The following is a 22,084-nucleotide window of genomic DNA, read 5'->3' on the forward strand; positions in this document are numbered from 1 at the left end:
TTTTACTTGACCACTACAAAGATACTCACCGTCTTAGTATCTGGTTATCTCCAATCTAAATACGCTCTTCGTATCACGCATCTCGGTTACCCGAATCTAAACAAACTAAAAAACAAAAGCCCCGAGCAGCTTGGCTACTCAGGGCTTTCTCTATTACTTTAGCTAGAAGCTAGTCAGCTGGCAATTAAGCCTTAGCTGGACGTGCTGCGCGCTTACGTTCGTTTTCAGTAAGAAGCTTCTTACGGATACGAATGCTTACAGGCGTTACTTCTACTAGTTCGTCTTCGTCGATGAACTCAAGAGCTTGCTCTAGAGTGTGACGAATAGGTGGCGAAAGAACCTGTGCTTCATCAGTACCAGATGCACGAACGTTCGTTAGCTGCTTACCTTTCAGACAGTTTACTGTCAGGTCGTTTGAACGGTTATGAATACCGATGATTTGACCTTCGTATACTTCATCCGCGTGCTCAGCAAATAGACGACCACGTTCTTGTAGGTTGAATAGTGCGTAAGTCAGAGCTTTACCAGTAGCGTTCGAGATTAGAACACCGTTGTTACGTTGACCGATTACGCCGCCTTTGTGAGGACCGTAGTGATCAAATGAGTGGTAAAGAAGACCAGAACCAGACGTTAGCGTTAGGAACTCAGTTTGGAAACCGATAAGACCACGAGAAGGCATCATGAAGTCCATGCGAACACGGCCTTTGCCATCTGGAGACATATCAGTTAGCTCACCTTTACGTAGACCGATGTTCTCCATGATGCCACCTTGGTGCTCTTCAAGCACGTCGATAGTCACAGTTTCAAACGGTTCAGTTAGGTTGCCATCTTCGTCTTTCTTGATGATAACTTCTGGACGAGATACAGCCAGCTCGAAGCCTTCACGACGCATGTTTTCGATCAGGATAGATAGGTGAAGTTCACCACGACCTGAAACACGGAAACGATCTGGGTTATCAGTTTCTTCAACACGTAGTGCAACGTTGTGTACTAGTTCTTTTTCTAGACGCTCAAGGATGTTACGTGAAGTAACGAACTTACCTTCTTTACCCGCGAACGGAGAAGTGTTTACTTGGAACGTCATTGTTACTGTTGGTTCGTCAACAGAAAGCGGAGTCATTGCTTCAACATTGTTTACGTCACAGATAGTGTCTGAAATTTTCAGCTCACCAAGACCTGTGATTGCAATGATGTCGCCAGCGTTAGCTTGCTCAACTTCGTGACGGTCAAGACCTAGGTAACCAAGAACTGTACCTACTTTACCGTTACGTTTTTTGCCTTCTGCATTTACGATGGTTACTTGTTGGTTTGGTTTAACAGAACCACGAGTAACACGAGCAACACCGATAACACCTACGTAAGAGCTGTAATCAAGTTGCGAAATTTGCATTTGTAGTGGACCGTCAAGGTCAACTGCAGGCGCGTCTACTGTATCAACAACAGCTTGGAACAATGGTTCCATGTTCTCGCCAGTTTCGCCTTCAGTCATTGTTGCCCAACCGTTTAGAGCTGAAGCGTAAACAACTGTGAAGTCTAGTTGCTCATCAGTAGCACCTAGGTTGTCGAAAAGGTCGAATACTTGATCCATAACCCAATCAGGACGAGCGCCTGGACGGTCAATCTTGTTGATTACAACGATTGGCTTAAGACCGTGTGCGAATGCTTTTTGCGTTACGAAACGAGTTTGAGGCATTGGGCCATCAACTGCGTCAACGATTAGCAGAACAGAGTCAACCATAGACATGATACGTTCAACTTCACCACCGAAGTCCGCGTGTCCCGGGGTATCTACGATGTTGATGCGGTAATCATTCCAGTTGATTGCTGTGTTCTTAGCAAGAATGGTAATGCCACGCTCTTTTTCGATGTCATTCGAATCCATGACACGCTCTTCAGCTTCACCACGAGACTCAAGAGTGCCTGACTGTTGTAGCAGTTTATCAACCAAAGTCGTTTTACCGTGGTCAACGTGCGCGATGATCGCGATATTTCTTAACTTATCAATCTGTGGAGTAGACATGGATTCTCGATTCACTCATAAAAGTAGCCGTCACTTATCTCAAAAGTTTGGATAATAACCGCTAGCTTGATTTAAAAAACGGTCAATAATATACCAGATTCTAGACAAAAACCCAGAAATATGTGATCTGAACCAAGGCTTTTTTCTTTATTGTCGATTCATATCCGCTTAATTTTGATTCAGTACAGTGTTGAGCAGCCAAATTCGTAGGACTCTAAAAAAGTATCACCTGCGAGTGGCGAGCCAAATCTCCCGCAAATTAGCAAAAGTGGATTGACAACCTAGGCAATTCATTGCTGAATGGTGTTCGCTTATGTCTCATATTGGTGCACAGACAAACGATTGCACCAATAAGGTGCAACGAGAGATCATTTTGGTGCAAAAAGCAGATTAAGCAAAACTTAAAAACAGTTAAATCATTGAAATTAATGGAATAATTTTTTTGGCACGTTTTTGGCTATAGATAAATCAGCATCGATTAATGCACTTATAGACATTAATCAATGCTAGTTTCAACCGAATCGAGCTAATACCGAATTAATAACACTGGAGGTTATCCAAGATGTCAGTAGAAAATGTACTATCCCTGATCCAAGAGAACGAAGTTAAATTTATCGACTTACGTTTTACTGATACAAAAGGTAAAGAGCAGCATATCTCTATTCCTTCTCACCAAGTTGATGCAGACTTCTTCGAAGAAGGCAAAATGTTTGACGGCTCTTCAGTAGCTGGTTGGAAAGGCATTAACGAATCTGACATGGTAATGATGCCAGACGCAGCATCTGCTGTACTGGACCCATTCACAGAAGACGCAACGTTAAACATCCGTTGTGACATTCTTGAGCCTGCAACAATGCAAGGTTACGACCGTGACCCACGCTCTATCGCTAAACGTTCTGAAGAGTACCTACGTTCTACAGGTATCGCAGACACAGTTCTAGTTGGTCCAGAGCCAGAATTCTTCCTATTTGATGACGTTAAGTTCTCAAACGACATGTCTGGTTCTTTCTTCAAGATCGACGACGTAGAAGCAGCTTGGAACACAGGTACTGACTTCGAAGGCGGTAACAAAGGTCACCGTCCTGGCGTTAAAGGCGGTTACTTCCCAGTAGCTCCTGTAGATTCATCTCAAGACATCCGTTCAGCAATGTGTCTAGTAATGGAAGAGATGGGCCTAGTAGTTGAAGCTCACCACCACGAAGTAGCAACTGCGGGTCAAAACGAAATCGCAACTCGCTTCAACACGCTAACAGCGAAAGCTGATGAAACTCAAATCTACAAGTACGTTGTACACAACGTTGCTCACGCATTTGGTAAAACAGCGACATTCATGCCTAAGCCACTAGTTGGTGATAACGGTTCTGGTATGCACGTTCACCAATCTCTAGCAAAAGACGGCGTTAACCTGTTTGCTGGTGATAAGTACGGCGGCCTATCTGAAATGGCGCTTTACTACATCGGTGGTGTAATCAAGCACGCTCGTGCAATCAACGCGTTTGCTAACCCATCAACTAACTCGTACAAGCGTCTTGTACCTGGTTTCGAAGCACCTGTAATGCTTGCTTACTCAGCACGTAACCGTTCTGCTTCTATCCGTATCCCAGTAGTACCAAGCCCTAAAGCACGTCGTATCGAGCTACGTTTTGGTGACCCAGCAGCTAACCCATACCTATGCTACTCAGCAATGCTTATGGCTGGCCTTGACGGTATCAAGAACAAGATTCACCCAGGCGAAGCTATGGATAAAGATCTATACGACCTTCCTGCAGAAGAAGCAGCTGAAATCCCAACAGTTGCAGAATCTCTACAAGAAGCTCTAGCAGCGCTTAGCGAAGACCGTGAGTTCCTAACAGCTGGTGGCGTATTCTCTGACGACTTCATCGATTCTTACATCGCTCTGAAATCTGACGACGTACAACGCGTGAACATGGCTACACACCCACTTGAGTTTGAACTGTACTACTCAGTTTAATCTTCGGTAGAAGTAAGCCATTTCTTACTGCAACCTTGTAAGAATCGCTGATTAAATATTAGGCTCGCCTCGCAGGCGGGCCTTTTTTGTATTCTCTCTATGCTCCCCTCCTCGTACCATACCTTAGACAAAAGCCCTCAGAGGCTGTCGCACGAAACACAATAAAATCAAGACTAAAACCAACGCCAAACGTGAAATCACCTAGCGGTGAAAAAGAGGCTAACGATATGAAAAATATACTGTTCCTTCTTGGGTTAACGGTCGCACTCTCATGCACTGCTCAAACCGTATATACCTGGGTAGATGACGATGGCGTGCTCCACTTTAGTGATAACCCTAGCGATCAAGATGCCGAGGCTCTTCGCCTGCCAGATGTGCAAGCTTCAGCACCCGCCCCTAGATTTGAGGCATCGACTCCGGTCGACGCCGCAGCTTCATCTACAACTAAAACGCCAACTCAATCTAAAGCTCAGGCAGAAACAGAAACCACAGAGCGCGAGGTTCCCACTCAATTAGCACTCACTATGCTGACTCCCGTTCATGATCAAACTATCCGTAGCAACCGCGGCTTAATCCCAATTCAAATCGAGCTCAACCGAAAACTGGGTATTGGGGAGCAACTGCAATTGATACTCGATGGCCGTCGTTATGGTGCTCCACAGACTCAACCTATTTGGGAATTAAAAGGCATAGATCGAGGCACTCACACCATTGCAATTCAAGCACATAGAAGCGGCAAGCTTATTGCATCTACTAGTCCAGTCACCGTGTATTTACATCGAGCGACGCTCAAGTAGGCCTATGTGTTAAAAGAGACTGAATTATCTCTACTTTTCACCTAATCGAAGCAGCTTTCAGCGACTCTAATGAATTATCTTTAGCTTCTGGTTGATATGCGCCATACTTGAACTTAGCTGCGCACCAATTTGGTGCAGTGAGAAAAACACCAGTTCAAGGACGAAACAGTGAATCGATCAGCCAAAAGCGACAGCATAGATACACATCATCTTTCTAGCGCCATTCTCGACAATATGGTGACTTCGACATTGATGCTCGATGAGCAATTGTATGTCCGATACGCCAATCCAGCAGCTGAACAGCTCTTTTCACAGAGTGCGCGACGCATCGTTGATCATCCACTGAGTCAACTTATTCAACACGCCTCATTGGATTTGGCACTTCTGACGCAACCGCTACAAAGTGGCCAGAGCATTACCGACAGTGACGTAACCTTCGTTGTTGATAACCGCCCTCTAATGCTTGAGGTAACGGTTAGCCCAATCTCGTGGCAACGTGAGACGCTGCTATTGGTTGAGATGCGAAAGATAGACCAGCAAAGACGTCTCAGCCAAGAGCTCAACCAACACGCACAACAACAAGCTGCGAAACTGCTAGTGCGCGGGTTAGCTCATGAGATTAAGAACCCACTGGGTGGCTTAAGAGGTGCAGCACAATTACTTGGCAAGATGCTCCCTGACCAGTCTCTGAATGAATACACCCAGATCATTATTGAACAAGCCGACCGCCTAAGAGCTTTGGTCGATCGTCTACTTGGCCCTCAAAAGCCAGGAACTAAGTCAGAAGAGAACCTTCACCAAATACTCGAGAAAGTAAGACAGCTCGTCGAACTTGAATCGGGCTCTGCCCTCGCCATCGAAAGGGATTATGACCCTAGCTTACCGCCAATTTTGATGGATTCGGCGCAGGTTGAACAAGCCATGCTCAACATAGTGAGCAACGCAGCGCAGATTTTAAAGGCTCAAGATTCTGGAAAAATCACCATTCGCACCAGAACGGTGCATCAAGCCAATATTCACGGACAGCGACACAAACTCGCGGCTCGTATTGAGATCAGCGATAACGGTCCAGGCATCCCCGATGATTTAAAAGACACCCTGTTTTACCCAATGGTCAGCGGACGAGAAGGTGGAACAGGTTTGGGGCTATCGATTTCTCAAAACCTGATCGACCAACACAATGGGAAGATTGATGTTGAAAGCTGGCCGGGCAACACCACATTCACGATTTACCTTCCGATTTAGGCCAACAGAACCTTGCTATTGAACGGCAAGATAAAAGGCTTAAATCGGTAACACAAAGATTAAGACATCATAAAAACAACAATGATTATCACAATAGATTTGGCTGCAAAGGAATTGAATTATGAGTAAGGGATACGTTTGGGTCGTCGATGACGACAGCTCTATCCGCTGGGTAGTAGAGAAAACACTTTCATCTGCGGATATAAAGTGTGAAACATTTGCTGATGCTGAGAGCGTATTGCTTGCGCTTGAGCGCGAGACACCTGACGTATTGGTGTCTGATATTCGCATGCCCGGTATTGACGGGATCGAGTTATTGCACCAAGTTCATCAACGCTCTCCCGATCTGCCAGTGATCATAATGACCGCGCACTCAGACCTTGATGCGGCGGTGAATGCATATCAAAAAGGCGCCTTTGAATATCTACCAAAGCCGTTCGATATTGATGAAACTCTGACTCTAGTAGAGCGAGCGATCGCGCATAGCCAAGAACAAAAGCGCGAGCAAGCCAGTGAAGTTGCCGAAGAGACCAACGCACCAGAAATCATCGGTGAAGCGCCGGCAATGCAGGAAGTTTTCCGAGCAATTGGCCGTTTGTCTCGTTCATCCATTTCCGTGCTTATCAATGGTGAATCGGGTACCGGTAAAGAATTAGTCGCTCACGCTCTGCATCGCCACAGCCCAAGAGCTAAGAAGCCCTTCATTGCCTTGAACATGGCAGCGATTCCCAAAGATCTGATCGAGTCAGAACTGTTTGGCCACGAAAAAGGCGCCTTTACCGGCGCTAACAGCGTTCGCCAAGGGCGCTTCGAACAAGCCAACGGTGGCACACTGTTTCTTGATGAGATCGGCGACATGCCACTCGATATTCAGACTCGCTTGTTGCGTGTCCTTTCTGATGGCCAGTTTTATCGTGTAGGTGGGCACTCTGCGGTTAAGGTTGATGTGCGTATCGTTGCGGCAACCCACCAAGATCTTGAACGATTGGTGCATGAAGGCGACTTCCGTGAAGACCTTTTTCACCGACTCAACGTTATCCGAATCCATATCCCGGCACTGCGCGAGCGTAAGCAAGACATTGAAAAGCTAACTCATCACTTCCTAGCATCCGCCGCTGAAGAGCTCGGTGTTGAAATGAAGACATTGCATCCCGAGACCATTTCTAAGCTCAACCAGCTCAATTGGCCTGGTAATGTGCGTCAGCTTGAGAACATTTGTCGTTGGCTCACTGTGATGGCGAGCGGCAGCGAAATTCTCCCTTCAGACCTGCCACCTGAACTATTGGAAGAGAAAGTCGTGACCACGGCTGGAACTGGAGATAACTGGCAACAGCTGCTTGCGAATTGGGCAAAGTGTGCGCTTGATTCAGGAGAAAAAGAGCTGCTGACTTATGCTCTGCCAGAGTTTGAACGTATACTGCTAGAGGCTGCACTCCACCATACAAATGGTCACAAACAGGATGCAGCTAAGGTTTTGGGATGGGGAAGAAATACCCTAACTCGTAAACTCAAAGAACTGTACTAGACCTTATATAATTCTCGATGCAGCTACTTTTTAACCCAAAAAAGTGTCGCTTGGTTTGAGTAGTGTCGGTACAATTACAGTACACTATTCACCAAAGTTGTAGCTAAAGATGTCTTTAAAAACACAAATTACCTTGAGAACCGCAGTGGTTCTGCCATTCGTGATGATTTTTCTGTTCACTATGGGTGTAATGGTTTTTACTCAAAAGCAAAGCTACAAAGAGATGGTGAGTGATGTTAGTGCACGCCAACTGACATCACTGACTGACAGTGTTCATCAAAGCCTATCCAATTTTTTAGAAAAACCATTTCACGCCAACCTCTCGCTCAGTCATAACATCGGCTACCACGACCTTTATCGATCGGGCAATCTTAGCAAGGTCCAAAACTACATTCTTTACACGTTTTCAGACCATTTCACGGCTATACCTCAACTCGATGTGATTGGCTTTGGTTCTGAAGATGGTGACTACGTCGGTTTCCGTAAAGAAGCCAACAAAGGCTACACCTTGATGGTACAAGACGAGCGCACCAATGATCAGTTAGTCATTTACCGAGACAGCGAAATTAGTGAAGACATTCGATCGGTGATTTCAGGTTACGATCCAAGAGTCCGCCCTTGGTACACTCCCGTAGCGACACAGAAAAAAGCAGCATGGTCAACCATTTATGCCAATGCTGACGAACGCCAAGACATCACCTTATCTGCTCTCGCACCTATCTATGACGATAACCAATTCAAAGCAGTCATCGTTAGCGACATCAAGATCAATACCTTCAACGCGTTTCTCAGAAAACTCAAAGATAGAACCGATGCCTCTGTTTACATCATCGATAAACAGCAGCGCTTAGTCGCTCACTCGGGTGGTGGCAGCGTAGTTTCATGGGGCACAGGAAGAACCAACAAAGGGCAACGCTTACTGGCCACAGAGAGTGCTAATCCTGTCATACGTGAGAGTGCGAGCTACGTTGATCAATTTCACCTCATCGATAATTTTGGCGAGGAGCGCTTTAGCTTCCTCTTAGACAACGAGCGGTACTTCAACCAGATCACTCCTTACGAAGATGAACACGGCCTCACCTGGTTTATTGGGGTGTCGATCCCTGAAAGCAATCTGCTCGGTGAGTTGCCAGAAAATCAAAGAAACAGCTGGTTGCTAGGGCTAGCACTGAGCTGTATTGGGGTCATTGCTGGGTTATTTGCCTTTAATCGCGTAACACAGCCTATCACTTCAACAGCAGATGCGGCAAAACGCTTGGCTAAGGGCGATTGGGACACGAGCATGCCTAAGACTGGCCATATCTATGAAACCAGCATGTTGGTGGCATCATTCAATGAAATGACCAACAACTTAAAGGCCTCGTTTCACGCCTTGCAGTCTCAGCTTACCTATGACTCATTGACCAAGCTCTACAGCCGCGAAGGCTTTATTGATGCAGCTAAGAAGCACCCGAATAACGAAAATGGCACGCTGTATTTGATTGGTATTGATCGCTTTCGAGACATCAATGACAGTCTAGGTCATTACAATGGTGACCAACTGCTTATCATTGCGGCTGCACGCTTAAGAGGCACGCTGCCATCTGAGTATCTTTTGGCTCGAACGGGTGGTGATGAGTTTGCCATTTATGCGCCAAACGTTACGCAAAGCAGTGATGTCCAACTACTGACTAATCGCTTACTTCAAACCTTTGCTTCCCCATTCCCAATGGAATCGGAAAGCGTGGTGATTAAGGTCTCGATGGGGATCGTGGATGTCTCGAATCTCGACGATATTACACTACTGCTACGCAGCAGCAGTATTGCACTGAGCAACGCGAAACAAGACAAAACCAGTGTCAGTACTTACAGCCCAGAGATGGGTAAAGCATCCAGACATCGCACTAAGATGCTAGCGCGAATGAACCGAGCGATTGATCTTCAGCAATTCGAGCCGTTTTATCAGCCTATTATTGATTTGGAATCCGGTTCGACGATTGGCGCTGAAGCTTTAGCTCGTTGGATAACCGATGAAGGGGTGATCTCGCCGCTCGAGTTCATTCCTCTCGCGGAAGAGAGCGGGCTTATTTACGATATCGGGAAACAGATTCTGTATAAGTCCTGTCGAGATACAGCAATCGCAATTGAGTCAGGAAAGTGGAGTAAGGACTTCTCGATACACGTCAATCTATCGGTCGATCAGCTAAGTGAAAGTGGCTTTGTCGAACAGGTTAAAGGCACTCTGCGAGACACTAAGCTACCAGCAAGCAACCTAACACTAGAGATCACTGAATCGCGCATCGTCGACAATGACCCGACCATCATCGATAACATGCTGACGCTAAAAGCATTAGGGGTCTCCATTGCAATTGATGATTTTGGTACCGGCTACTCTTCCCTCGCCTACCTGCAAAAACTGCCATTTGATTGCCTGAAGATCGATCGTAGCTTTGTTAGCAAACTTGAAAAAGAGAACCTAGACAGCTCGATTGTCGCGGCCATCGTTAACATCACCATGGGTTTCAAAGTAAGCTTGGTGGCAGAAGGCGTTGAAACACAACAGCAGGCAGAACTCCTCAAACAACTGCAGTGCCCGCTTGCTCAAGGGTTCTTATACAGCCGACCAGTTCCGTTTGACCAATGGCCTACCGACCTCATCAATGTTAAACAGAATACAAAGGTCAAAGAGAGCGTCATCTAAATCAGTCAGAAATCGAATGAGCCAGAGACAAAAATGCCAGCATAATGCTGGCATTTTTTATGGTTCTATTTTCTATCGAGCAATTAGATAACGCGAGAGAATTGCTGTTGGCGAGCCTTTGCACGTAGGTATTTATCGAAACACATACAGATATTACGGATCAACAAACGACCACGCAGAGTAACGCGGATTTCTTTATCATCGACTTCAACCAAGTCATCGTTGATGAAGGTCTGTAGAAGCTCTAAATCTTCTTTGAAGTAGTGATTAAAGTTAACCGAGAACTCAGATTCGATCATGGTCTTATCAAGCTTAAAGTTACAGATAAGCTGCTTGATCACTTCACGGCGTAGAAGGTCGTCACTGTCTAGTGCCACACCCTTCCAAAGTGCATGGCGCAGGTCATTCACCTGAGCGTAGTACTTCTTCAGCTCTTTTTGGTTTTGTGCGTAAGCATCACCAACCATAGAGATAGCAGAAACACCGAAACCAACTAGGTCAGCTTCGCCTTGGGTCGTATAGCCTTGGAAGTTACGATGCAGAATGCCTTCACGCTGTGCCACTGCTAGCTCGTCTTCAGGTAGAGCAAAGTGGTCCATGCCGATGAACTGGTAACCCGCCCCCGTTAGCGTCTCGATGGTATCTTGTAAGATAGCCATTTTCTCTTTTGCTTCTGGTAAGTCTTCATCTTTAATCTTACGCTGCGCAGCAAACAGCTGAGGCATGTGTGCGTAGTTAAATACCGATAAACGACCTGGCTTCATCTCTAGTACTTGCTTCAATGTTTCAGCAAACAAAGCTTGAGTCTGCTTTGGTAGGCCGTAGATCAAATCAAGGTTAGTTGAACGGAAACCTAGCTCTTTAGCACGTTGAACCATCGCAATGATGAACTCTTCATCTTGCTCACGGTTAACCAGCTTCTGTACTTCTTTATTAAAGTCTTGAACACCAATACTCAGGCGATTGAAGCCTTCATTACGCAAGTGGTCCAGAACGTCTAGTTCAATCTCACGCGGGTCAACTTCAATACTGATTTCCGCGTCAGCGGTGAAGTTAAACTCTTCACGCAGAATCATCATCAAGCGAGTGATTTGTGCTTTGGTCAAGAACGTTGGCGTACCACCACCGAAGTGCAACTGAGTCACTTCACGGCCATTCAATAAAGAGGCACGTTGGCGAATTTCATGTTCAATCACATCAAGATACTCATCCGCTTTATGCGAGTGACGAGTAATGACCTTATTACAACCACAGTAGTAGCAAAGCTTGTGGCAGAACGGGATATGTACGTAAAGAGAGAGTGGACGCTCAGGGTATTGAGTACACGCCATGTCGTAATCAGCGACGGTAAACGCTTCATGAAACTCCAACGCAGTTGGGTATGAGGTGTAACGAGGTCCCGAATAGTTGTACTTGTTTAAGATCTCTTGATCCCAAACGATTTGCTGATTCGTTGTTACTGGCTTGCTCGACATAGCGGTATTTCCAATTTAGATCCGCGAGAACCTAAGGTCTCTCAAATCATTTTACATACATTAAAATATAGACGGGTTATTTTGCCACACGACCTGTAAGGTCGTTCTAAGACAAAATCAATTTTTCAGATAAAAACTCAGAACTGCTAGCTTGATCACTAACAAAGCGTCGGAATTAACGAGACGCAAAAGGTAAGAAGGCTCATTTAACACTATCTATAAAGATAAGGTGCCTTAAGAACACCGTGTATTAAACAAGCCTCTATTTTAAGTCTTAGCGACTAGATCATCTGAATATTGATTTGGTTGTTGAGAGGCTTAACCCTCTCCTGCAACCTTTTCAAATCTTCGATAACCGCATCGTTCAAGCGAGTCTCTGCCTTGTGGCGTGTGAGATTCTGCTGCATGCGTTCTTTCTTCGTCAGTTCCTGTCTTTCGTCTCCGCGCGCCATATCTTTAACGATATGGTACAGCTCAGAAAGAGCAGGATATTCTGAATCAAAATCAACACGCTCATCACCCTGGACGTTATCCATAATGATACATACTCGGATACTGATCTCAGGTAAATCACACTGCCCTTGAATGCCCGCTAAGCACAAAGTATTTACGTTTTCGTAAATCGTTGCGTTACGTTTTTCAATGGCTAGTGCTTGATGCTGCTTTTGCAACTCCGTCTGCTTCTTCACTTGAAGTAGAAGGTAACCTGCGTAAGAGCCCAAGCCGAGAATGATAATTCCACCAGCAATTGCTAATAAGGTTACGTTCATTGGCTATTAACCTTTAAAGCTGTCTAAGTCGAAATCTTCGAATTGAGATAGCAAGTCTTCATCAGAGCTCGCCTTCTTCTTAGAGGCAACAGGTGCTTCTTCGAAGATCTCTTCTTCATCGTCTTCTGGCTCTAGTAGACCCAAACGGCCCATTAGATGTTCGATACGATCAAGTTTCTCATCAACAAACTTCTGTAGACCTGCACCTAGGTTTTCACCATTTTCGATACGATCTAGCAATGTATTCAGTTGAGCATCGTTCTCAAGCATCTCTAACTCTTGTTCGTTAGATAGCTTGCGCTCTTGTTTGGTCGGCTTCTTCACTGGTTCAACGATCAGTGGGATTTTTTTCTTGCTGCCTAAACGTGGATCACGAGCTTGTGCAGCTTTACGCTGTTTTGCTTCACTACCATCTGAATGGCGGCTGCCAGACTTAAGGCCTTTACGCTTTTTAATACGCTTACGTTCACGACCTTCAACATCAGATTCGCTACGGTTACGAGTAACCATAGGTTCCGGAGCGCCAAGTGCTCCCGGTTTTCTTGATTTCTTACTACGACCCATTACTGCACTTTCCTCAGTAAAATTACATCATTTCCAAAAAATTCTAGTTCGAGCTTATCCCGCTCTGCCAAAAACTGGAATGTTTGACGACTAAAGAAGACGACATGTGTCGGGTCATTCTTGTAGTGCCAACCAGCAAACGCGTCTACGTCTATTACTAGCTTAGTCATAAGACCAATCCAGCCCTTGGGTTTAACTAAATTCAACCATTGCTGCCACACTTTGTCTGGGTGATAAAGATGCTCTATCACCTCCGTGGCAGTCATAAAGTCATACGTTTTTTCCAACACAGAGGCATCTGGGTGGTAATAGATATCGTACAACTCCATGGTGTGTCCGGCTTCTTCTAACATAATAGATAGCGTAGGGCCTGGGCCACAACCAAAATCCAACCCTTGTGAGTTAGATGAAATTTTGTCTGTTAGTGGATCCGCGATGCGAGATAAAAAGCGGCGATAGCCTGCATCACTAGGATCGTTCTCATGGAGATCATAGTGTGCTTTTTCTTCTTTTGCTTCTAACCTTTGTTCAGGTTTAACAAATACCAGTTCACATTGCTGACACTGCAGATAGGCTCTGCGTTTGTCTTCAAAATAGTGATTCACGCCTTGGTGATGGCATAAGGGACAAGTATACATAGCACATCCTTAAACAGGGATGCGAAACATACCAGAAACTGAGTTTATAGTGGAGTGGTATTGGGTGTTTTTTCATCAAATCAATAAAAAAAGCGATAGGAAAACCTATCGCTCTCTAAATCTGCCTATATCGGCCAAAATTTGCATACTCAACTTGGTACACAAATCTCCATTTGTTATTGGTGCTTTCCATGCCAAATTTGTTTGTTGTTCATCATCCTGATGAGTTTTGGCTATCCTTTTCTAACACCTTGTTGCTGGGCTGTCCTAGCCTGATCCGTTTCTGTCTATACCGTTAGACTAGATGATCATCCATATCTAAGTCAGCTCCTAGCTGATGGCGGTTACTTTACCGTGTTACAAAAAGACTACAATAGTGCGACGTCACACTTTCGCACACAAATTGATCACACATAGATAAATTAGACATAAAAAGACAAAGCATCACTTATATCTATTGAATGACGCTTAAAAAAGAAAACGCCCCAATCATTTCTGATCAGGGCGTCTTCTTCAATCTCGCTCGAACGTACATTTCTTCACTCTGGCTAAGAGCAAGAAACCGACAAATTAGTGTAAACCACCAACGTACTTCGATAAGGTATCAATATCAGCGTCTGTTAACTTTTTAGCTACATCACGCATCATTGCATTCATGTCGTTATTACGGCTACCATCGCGGAATTTCTCAAGTTGAGCCTTGATGTAATCTGCGTGTTGACCTGAAATCTTAGGGAAACCAGAAAGTTCGGTACCATTACCACGAGGGCCGTGACAAGCAATACAAGCCGTTACGCCGCGTTCTGCGTTACCCGCAGTGTAAAGAACCTTACCTTCATCTACTACATTTTCAGGAGTAGAGTTACTAGAGATAGGTAGAGATGCGTAGTATGCCGCTAGGTCTGCCATATCTTCTTCAGATAAAGGCATCGCCATTGCACCCATTACAGGTTCATAACGACCTTGCTTACCACCACTTGTCATACCTAGCTTAAGCTCTTTTAACTGCTTCTCTAGGTACTTCTCATGTTGACCAGCCAGCTTAGGGTACTGAGTGATCAGACTGTTGCCGTCAGCACCGTGGCAGGCAACACATGTTTGTGATTTGGCTTTACCAGCTTCAATACTACCTTGAGCCCATACTGAGCAGCTGGCTAAAAGACTCAAAATTAGCGCTAATTTCTTCATGACATTCCATTATAATTATCAAGCTTCCAGTACCACTCTATGTTGCCACTCATGGTACAATAGGCGACCTTATGCCGAGCACGGTTATTTTACACAAATTCACAAAAAAGTAATCAATCGACTACACAAAGTCGAGATGGAGTTAACAGTGAGCGTAAAAATTCATTATCAAAACACGCATTTCATTACCAGTGCACCTGATATTCGTCACTTACCAGAAGACGAAGGGATCGAAATTGCGTTTGCAGGACGCTCCAATGCTGGTAAATCTAGCGCACTAAACCGCGTTACAAACCAAAAAAGCTTGGCGAAAACCAGTAAAACACCCGGTCGAACTCAGCTAATCAACCTGTTTAAGGTAACGGACGGTTGTCATATCGTCGATTTACCTGGATATGGCTTTGCTCAAGTACCGCTTGAGATGAAGAAAAAATGGCAGAAGTCGCTAGGTGAATACCTACAACGACGTGAAAGCCTGAAAGGTTTAGTGGTTCTGATGGATATCCGTCACCCAATGAAAGACCTTGACCAACAAATGATCTACTGGGCTATCGATAGCCGCATCCCAGTACAGGTTTTGTTAACAAAAGCAGACAAACTGAAAAGTGGTGCGCGTAAAGCGCAGCTACTGAAAATCCGTAACGACGCGAAATCTTTCGGTGGTGATGTTGCGGTTGATGTGTTCTCTTCAATGAAGGGAATTGGCGTTGACCAACTACGCGCCAAGATGGATGAGTGGTTCGCACCAGCGCTTGCTGATCAAATCATTGATGAGCTAACGGACGAAGAGCACAACGACTCAGAGTAATTCCTCTACTTATCACTATAGGTTAGAACACTTACAACAAGTAATTTAGCCTTATCAATGCCCCTCCTTATATAGGTGGGGTATTTTTTTGCCGATAAATTAGAGAGTTAAAATCAAAATTTGAGAATTAAAGACAAGATTAACCCGCTATAAGCAACAGAAGTGAACCATACTAAAAGACACATCTAAAGAAACAGAACAATGAGAAAGGAATACTCATGTGGAAAACACCATTGGCCATCATTGCACTTATGTTGGTCTCCCTGACAGGGTTTGCCTCTGAAGCAGAACAAGAACAAGCCCCACTGATCAATGTTGATATGACCTTAGACCTAGATGGTATGGAAAAGTACGCCCAAGATGCGAGTGAGTCTCTTGAGGTGATATCACAATCTTTACAGGCGATAGTCAACAACCCCAACCTAAGCGACGACCAACAACAAGCCCTGAATCAAACCGTTGAAAGCATCAATAAACTTGCGAGCTCTACCAAGACATCACTCAATCAACTCCCACAAGCCTTAGACCAATCTCGATTTGCCTTTAAACAAACCAGTCAAATGCTATTGGATGATATTCAGACCAAAATCATCATCGCACTGGCGGCCGTTATCGCCGTCATTATTATCGCTTTAACCGCCATCTATCTACTTATCCTGAAACCAATGCAGCAAACCTTGGTGAAAGCGACCAACAATATCTCTTCGATGGCGCAATCCATCCAGATCACCGCCGAAGCACTGAAATACAGCACCGAGAAACAACAGAAAATCATGGACTACATTGAGCATTCACCGACTCAATACACTGATAAATGAGGCGTGAGCCGTCAATCCTTTATCGATCACTTGTAAAATAAAAGTTATTTCAAGTGGTAAAACAATCAACTTAGAGACGGATTTAAATTACCAAAATCTGATCTAATTCCAGTTTTAAAGCAAATCAAGGGGTTATCACTGTACTTACGAAAGCGTCATAAAAGGCGCTAAAAATGAGAGGTTTACGGGGGAATGGTAGGTTGGAAATATTTTTCTTTCGCACAAGAAAAAACGCCCCAGTCAAATACTGACTGGGGCGGCTGAATCAGCCTAATCCAATAACGTGAAACAAAAGGTCTGAAAGATAGAACATCTTACCTCTGTACCCTACGAGATTTAATGTACAACAATTGCTCAGAAATGAAAACAATTTTTGTAGTTTTTTTTCATGAATGTTTTATTAAAACACCTAAATTCTTATTACGACTCAACTTTATTTTAGACAAAAAAAAGCCAGTGTTTGTGCACTGGCTCATACTAATTTGCTTATTAAAGTCAAAAACTGATTAGTGGGCTTGATCCCAGTTGTCACCGTGGCCAGCTTCCGCGACAAGCGGCACTTCTAGCTCTGCAGCGGATTCCATCAATTCTTGTACTTTACTTTCAATTTCGGCTAAAGATGACTCTTCAACCTCAAAGACTAATTCATCGTGTACCTGCATAAGCAGCTTCACACGACCATCGCCTTCAGCTTGAATCCACTCATCAACCAACAGCATCGCTTTCTTAATGATGTCTGCTGCTGTGCCTTGCATTGGCGCGTTGATCGCCGCACGTTCAGCGGCCTTACGACGCATGCCATTGCGAGATTGAATTTCAGGAAGGTGCAGACGACGACCGTAAATGGTTTCTACGAAGCCTTGCTCTGAAGCCGCGCTACGTGTGTCTTCCATGTACTGCATCACACCAGGGTATCGTTCGAAGTAAGTATCCATGTAGTGCTGTGCTTCGCCACGAGGAATACCCAATTGCTTAGCCAAACCAAAGGCACTCATGCCGTAGATAAGACCGAAGTTGACGGCCTTAGCACGACGACGTTGTTCAGTCGTCACATCCTCAATATTAACGCCAATGATCTCAGCCGCGGTTGCAGCGTGGATATCTTTGCCTTGTTGGAATGCTTCCAGAAGCGCTTTATCACCCGATAGATGCGCCATGATACGTAATTCAATTTGAGAGTAATCGACCGCTAGAATCTTCCAACCATGTTGTGCAACGAATGCTTGGCGGATACGACGACCTTCTTCATTACGAATTGGGATGTTCTGTAGGTTTGGATCAGTCGAAGACAAACGACCCGTTGCTGTCACCGCTTGGTGATAAGACGTGTGGACACGACCCGTTTCAGCGTTGATCATCTTCGGTAGTTTATCTGTGTAGGTAGACTTGAGTTTCGCAAGACCACGATACTCAATGATCAGCTTAGGTAGCGGGTAATCAAGAGCCAGTTCTTGCAGCACTTCTTCATTGGTTGAAGGCGCACCTGATGGCGTTTTCTTGATAACTGGCAGACCCATTTTCTCAAACAGGATCGCTTGCAGCTGTTTTGGCGAGTTCATGTTGAACTCTTGCTCTGCAATCTCGTAGGCTTTCTGTTCTAGCTCATCAAGACGAACCGCAATCTCTTGCGATTGAGCCCCCAGCAACATGTCATCGATGAATACGCCAGTACGTTCAATGCGAGACATTACAGGGATCAGTGGTACTTCGATTTCTTCATAGATGGCTTTTAGCTTTTCATCTTGCTCAATGTTTTCCATCAAACGGTTATGAAGACGTAAAGTCACGTCAGCATCTTCTGCCGCGTATGGAGACGCCTCACCCAGCTCAATCTGGTTGAAAGTAAGCTGCTTCTTACCTTTACCTGCGATTTGCTCAAATGAGATGCAGCTGTGCTGAAGGAAACGCAGCGCTAAGCTGTCCATATCATGCTTGCCACCTACGCTATTGAAAACGTAAGACGCCAACATGGTATCGTGTTTGATGCCTTTCATCTCGATACCGTAGCGCGCTAGCACACTCATATCATACTTAAGGTTCTGACCTACTTTTGCTTGTGCATCATCTTCAAGAATCGGCTTAAGCTGTTCAAGTACCCAATCGCGATCCAGCTGCTGCGGTGCATCTAGGTAATCATGAGCAACTGGCACGTAAGCGGCAACGCCTTCTTCAGTCGCGAATGACAGGCCAACGAGGTTCGCCACCATGTAATCTAGGCTGTCTGTTTCAGTATCAAAGGCAAACACTTCAGCCGCTTTCAGTTTCTCTAGCCACGCATTAAAAGAGGCTTCATCTAAGATGGTTTCATAGTTGCTACGATCAATCGTCACTGCAGAGGTGTTCATTTCTACGGTAGAAGTGGTTAATGCCGTATTGCTACGCACTGCGCCCGACTTTTCATCCGCCTCAACCACACCACTGCCACCTTCAAGTAGCTCGTTCAACCAAGACTTGAAGACCAGTTGACCATATAGCTTAATAAGCTCATCCGTGTTTGGTTGTGCTTTTACAAGCGACTCAGGTGTCTCTTCTAACTCGACGTCCAGTTTGATCGTTGCAAGCTCGTAAGACATCTCAGCGTTGTCTTTATTATCAATCAGCTTCTTAGCCATGGTTTTTGAACCACGGAAGCCAAGAGCGGCAATATCATCCAGGTTTTGGTACAGCTTCTCGATGCTACCAATACCTTGCAGTAGAGCTGTTGCTGTTTTGTCGCCTACACCAGGAACGCCAGGAATGTTATCCACTTTGTCGCCCATCAGCGCGAGATAGTCGATGATAAGCTCTGGTGGAATACCAAACTTTTCAATCACACCTTCACGATCCATGACCAAGTTGGTCATGGTGTTGATCAGGGTAACGTTGTCATCAACAAGCTGTGCCATATCTTTATCGCCAGTACTAATAAGCACAGGCATACCCATCGCAGAAGCTTGAGAAGCAAGCGTACCAATCACATCATCCGCTTCAACGCCAGGAATCGAGATAAGTGGTAAACCCATTGCACGAATCACATTGTGCAAAGGTTCGATCTGGCAACGAAGATCATCAGGCATAGGTGGACGGTTTGCCTTGTACTCTGGGTACATGTCATCACGGAACGTCTTTCCTTTCGCATCAAAAATGACCGCAATACGATCAGAAGCAAATTGACGCATCATGCTGCGCAGCATGTTCACCACACCGTAAACAGCGTTAGTTGGGATATCACCATTGCTCATTGTGCCAGGGTAAGCATGGAACGCGCGATATAGGTAAGAAGAGCCATCGATCAGAATCAATGGATTATCAGGAATACGAGCCATAATGTTTGTGTATCCAGTAAGTACAGAAATTATCTGTTAAGAATGCCACGTCTGTTGGTTGGATTCCACGTTGTCGATCTGTATCCGTTCACTCGGTTGTGTTCGTTATAATCGATTTGTTGTTATTTTTTGTTCTTAGACACAAGCGTTCTGTGGATAACTCTGTTTATATTATTTATCCACCCTGTTAAGAACTAAGGTGAACAACTCAGAAAACAACAATAAAACACTGAAAATAAAGAATAATTTTACAGATCGAACAGATGATCAACGATCTTTTCTCGATCTTGCGTTGTGGAAAAGAATGCTGATGGCGTTTTATTCATAAAAATACGTGCCACTAAATATGCATCTTGTTGAAATGGTAGATATAAAAAAAGCGACACCCGAAGATGTCGCCTAGCAAAAACCGGTAAAGCCATTCAAATTGAATACCACAGCTTTACCTAAAAGCTATAAATTACACTGGAAGCAATGTGAGCAATGTCGTGTCAAAAAGAACTTAGTACAAGTTCGCGAGAATTCTGTTGGGTAACCAAGTAGAAACTTGAGTACTTAACATCCTTGTGAACATTTCCTCATTCCCTAAGACGAAGTTAATAATAATGATTCTCATTTAATAGTCAACACTTAAATGATAATAAATCTCATTTAATTTATAAATCGTTAACGCCTGTGCTCAAATTTGCTTCAAAAAATGAATTCTATGGTCATTAATGTCTTCTTTTTCTTCTAATTTTTCGATTAGATAACCGTTTCTCAATAACAGTCGTAACATTGCGGGAAATTGATTACGAGATTTAACCTTTAACTGTTTGTATCCCTGCTCCTGTACCCACAACTCTTGAACGTCTAATTGCGCCTGCGCAACGCCTTTGTTCCTCGCAAGCGGTGACACACCACCCAACCAGCTATAAAAGGTGTGTTTATCCATTTCGTAGCCGATCTTAAAACCGAGCAACACGCCAGCTTCTTCAGCCACTAAGATAAGGTACTTTTTCCCCGAAAGTCGCTCAGAAAGAGAAACGACACTCTCTTTTCTAGCGAACTCAGAGATCTGCTCGACCACAGACACTACCTCTTCTAACGAGCCTTCTCGTACAACAACTGACATCTTATCCACCCTTATAAACGAAAGGGCTGGCACAATGGCCAACCCTTTTACTGATCACTTAAGTGAGCGAGCCTACATTGTTACTTTTCTTTTAAGTGCTCTGCGGCTTGTGCATTATCTTCTGCAAGCCACTCCGCGACATCTTTAGCAAAGTAAGTAAGAATGCCGTCGGCACCAGCACGCTTAAAGCACAGCAGTGACTCCATTACGGTTTCACGCTCTTTCAGCCAACCGTTTTGAATCGCCGCTTTATGCATCGCATACTCACCAGATACTTGGTATGCAAATGTCGGTGCTTGCAGTTCATGCTTCACACGGCGCACGATGTCTAAGTAAGGCATGCCTGGCTTAACCATCACCATATCCGCACCTTCATTAAGATCCATCGCGACTTCGTGAATCGCTTCGTCGCTGTTCGCAGGATCCATTTGGTAGTTCTTCTTGTTACCACCTTTCAGGTTCGAAGCACTGCCGACTGCGTCACGGAATGGGCCGTAGTAGCACGATGCGTATTTCGCAGAGTACGCCATAATCTGAGTATGAATATGGCCAGCTTCTTCTAACGCTTCACGGATCTTACCAATGCGACCATCCATCATATCTGACGGTGCAACCACATCCGCACCCGCTTCAGCGTGTGATAGTGCTTGCTTGATCAACACTTCAGTTGTCTCGTCATTCATCACGTAACCATCTTCATCGATGATACCGTCTTGGCCGTGAGTGGTGAACGGGTCTAGTGCTACGTCAGTAATAACACCAATGTTAGGCACATGCTCTTTCAGCAAACGTACTGCACGCTGCACCAAACCTTCAGAATTATAAGCTTCAGCTGCGCATAAGCTTTTAGCATCTTGGTTCACAACTGGAAATAGAGCAATCGCAGGAACACCCAGCTTTGACAGGTAATCTGCTTCCTCAAGCATGTAGTCGATAGACAAGCGTTCAACACCTGGCATTGACTCGACAGGCTCGCGGCGGTCTTTACCCATCAGGATAAACATTGGGTAGATTAGATCATCCACAGACAATTGATTTTCTGCCATTAGGCGACGGCTAAAGTCGTGCTTACGCATGCGGCGCATACGACGACCTGGGAATTGACCTTGAATTGAAACAGACACTAGATTCTCCTTGCCTAGTCTAAGTACCGAAATACTTAGAT

At 44.8% G+C, this 22,084-nt stretch carries 16 protein-coding genes; 7 read left to right on the forward strand and 9 right to left on the reverse strand.

What is annotated here, in order from left to right; translation table 11 throughout:
- Window positions 1-184: 184 nt before the first annotated feature.
- The gene (typA, locus tag BCT34_RS15425) at window positions 185-2,020 is read right to left on the reverse strand and encodes a translational GTPase TypA (protein ID WP_017059220.1); all 1,836 of its coding nucleotides are present in this window, start codon (window positions 2,018-2,020) and stop codon (window positions 185-187) included.
- A gap of 562 nt (window positions 2,021-2,582) precedes the next feature.
- Between typA and glnA the strand changes: the two genes are divergently transcribed.
- From glnA to BCT34_RS15455, 5 genes are all read left to right on the forward strand, one after another.
- Entirely contained in the window at window positions 2,583-3,992 is a 1,410-nt protein-coding gene (gene glnA / locus BCT34_RS15435; RefSeq protein ID WP_017631962.1) for a glutamate--ammonia ligase, read from the forward strand.
- Window positions 3,993-4,219: 227 nt separating this feature from the next.
- The gene (locus tag BCT34_RS15440; protein WP_076651422.1) at window positions 4,220-4,789 is read left to right on the forward strand and encodes a DUF4124 domain-containing protein; all 570 of its coding nucleotides are present in this window, start codon (window positions 4,220-4,222) and stop codon (window positions 4,787-4,789) included.
- 168 nt (window positions 4,790-4,957) lie between these two features.
- Window positions 4,958-6,034 carry a nitrogen regulation protein NR(II) gene (gene glnL, locus BCT34_RS15445; protein WP_076651423.1) on the forward strand — a complete coding sequence of 359 codons (1,077 nt, stop codon included), beginning with the start codon at window positions 4,958-4,960 and terminating at the stop codon, window positions 6,032-6,034.
- A gap of 121 nt (window positions 6,035-6,155) precedes the next feature.
- Window positions 6,156-7,559, forward strand: coding sequence for a nitrogen regulation protein NR(I) (glnG, locus tag BCT34_RS15450; protein ID WP_076651424.1), 1,404 nt, complete (start codon window positions 6,156-6,158; stop codon window positions 7,557-7,559).
- Between the two features lie 109 nt (window positions 7,560-7,668).
- A complete protein-coding gene (locus tag BCT34_RS15455) occupies window positions 7,669-10,239 on the forward strand; it encodes a GGDEF and EAL domain-containing protein (RefSeq protein WP_076651425.1) in 2,571 nt (856 codons plus the stop codon).
- 83 nt (window positions 10,240-10,322) lie between these two features.
- Here the strand turns inward: BCT34_RS15455 and hemN are convergent, their stop codons facing one another.
- The 5 genes from hemN to BCT34_RS15480 all read right to left on the reverse strand — a co-directional run bounded on the left by hemN (window position 10,323) and on the right by BCT34_RS15480 (window position 14,874).
- Window positions 10,323-11,714, reverse strand: a complete 1,392-nt coding sequence (hemN, locus tag BCT34_RS15460) for an oxygen-independent coproporphyrinogen III oxidase (protein ID WP_076651426.1) — start codon at window positions 11,712-11,714, stop codon at window positions 10,323-10,325.
- Between the two features lie 281 nt (window positions 11,715-11,995).
- Complete coding sequence (locus BCT34_RS15465; RefSeq protein ID WP_076651427.1) at window positions 11,996-12,484, reverse strand: DUF2489 domain-containing protein; 489 nt, start codon at window positions 12,482-12,484, stop codon at window positions 11,996-11,998.
- A 6-nt stretch (window positions 12,485-12,490) separates the two neighbouring features.
- Window positions 12,491-13,048, reverse strand: coding sequence for a Der GTPase-activating protein YihI (gene yihI / locus BCT34_RS15470; RefSeq protein ID WP_076651428.1), 558 nt, complete (start codon window positions 13,046-13,048; stop codon window positions 12,491-12,493).
- Window positions 13,048-13,686, reverse strand: coding sequence for a class I SAM-dependent methyltransferase (locus BCT34_RS15475; RefSeq protein ID WP_076651429.1), 639 nt, complete (start codon window positions 13,684-13,686; stop codon window positions 13,048-13,050). Before BCT34_RS15475 ends, yihI begins: the two co-directional genes overlap by 1 nt.
- A gap of 570 nt (window positions 13,687-14,256) precedes the next feature.
- Entirely contained in the window at window positions 14,257-14,874 is a 618-nt protein-coding gene (locus BCT34_RS15480; RefSeq protein ID WP_076651430.1) for a c-type cytochrome, read from the reverse strand.
- Window positions 14,875-15,022: 148 nt separating this feature from the next.
- On the opposite strand from BCT34_RS15480, the gene yihA reads away from it, so the two are divergent.
- Both yihA and BCT34_RS15490 read left to right on the forward strand, forming a co-directional pair.
- Window positions 15,023-15,682 carry a ribosome biogenesis GTP-binding protein YihA/YsxC gene (yihA, locus tag BCT34_RS15485; protein WP_076651431.1) on the forward strand — a complete coding sequence of 220 codons (660 nt, stop codon included), beginning with the start codon at window positions 15,023-15,025 and terminating at the stop codon, window positions 15,680-15,682.
- A gap of 218 nt (window positions 15,683-15,900) precedes the next feature.
- Window positions 15,901-16,500 (forward strand): GTP-binding protein, encoded by a 600-nt coding sequence (locus tag BCT34_RS15490; protein WP_076651432.1) that lies wholly within the window; start codon window positions 15,901-15,903, stop codon window positions 16,498-16,500.
- 506 nt (window positions 16,501-17,006) lie between these two features.
- Here BCT34_RS15490 and polA read toward each other — a convergent pair.
- The 3 genes from polA to hemB all read right to left on the reverse strand — a co-directional run bounded on the left by polA (window position 17,007) and on the right by hemB (window position 22,043).
- Window positions 17,007-19,805: a DNA polymerase I gene (polA, locus tag BCT34_RS15495; RefSeq protein WP_076651433.1), complete on the reverse strand. Its 2,799-nt coding sequence runs from the start codon at window positions 19,803-19,805 to the stop codon at window positions 17,007-17,009.
- A gap of 679 nt (window positions 19,806-20,484) precedes the next feature.
- Entirely contained in the window at window positions 20,485-20,919 is a 435-nt protein-coding gene (locus BCT34_RS15500; protein WP_076651434.1) for a GNAT family N-acetyltransferase, read from the reverse strand.
- 80 nt (window positions 20,920-20,999) lie between these two features.
- Window positions 21,000-22,043 carry a porphobilinogen synthase gene (gene hemB, locus BCT34_RS15505; RefSeq protein ID WP_076651435.1) on the reverse strand — a complete coding sequence of 348 codons (1,044 nt, stop codon included), beginning with the start codon at window positions 22,041-22,043 and terminating at the stop codon, window positions 21,000-21,002.
- Between the last annotated feature and the right edge of the window lie 41 nt (window positions 22,044-22,084).

This window comes from Vibrio sp. 10N.261.45.E2, assembly GCF_002875705.1.
Classification (GTDB): domain Bacteria; phylum Pseudomonadota; class Gammaproteobacteria; order Enterobacterales; family Vibrionaceae; genus Vibrio.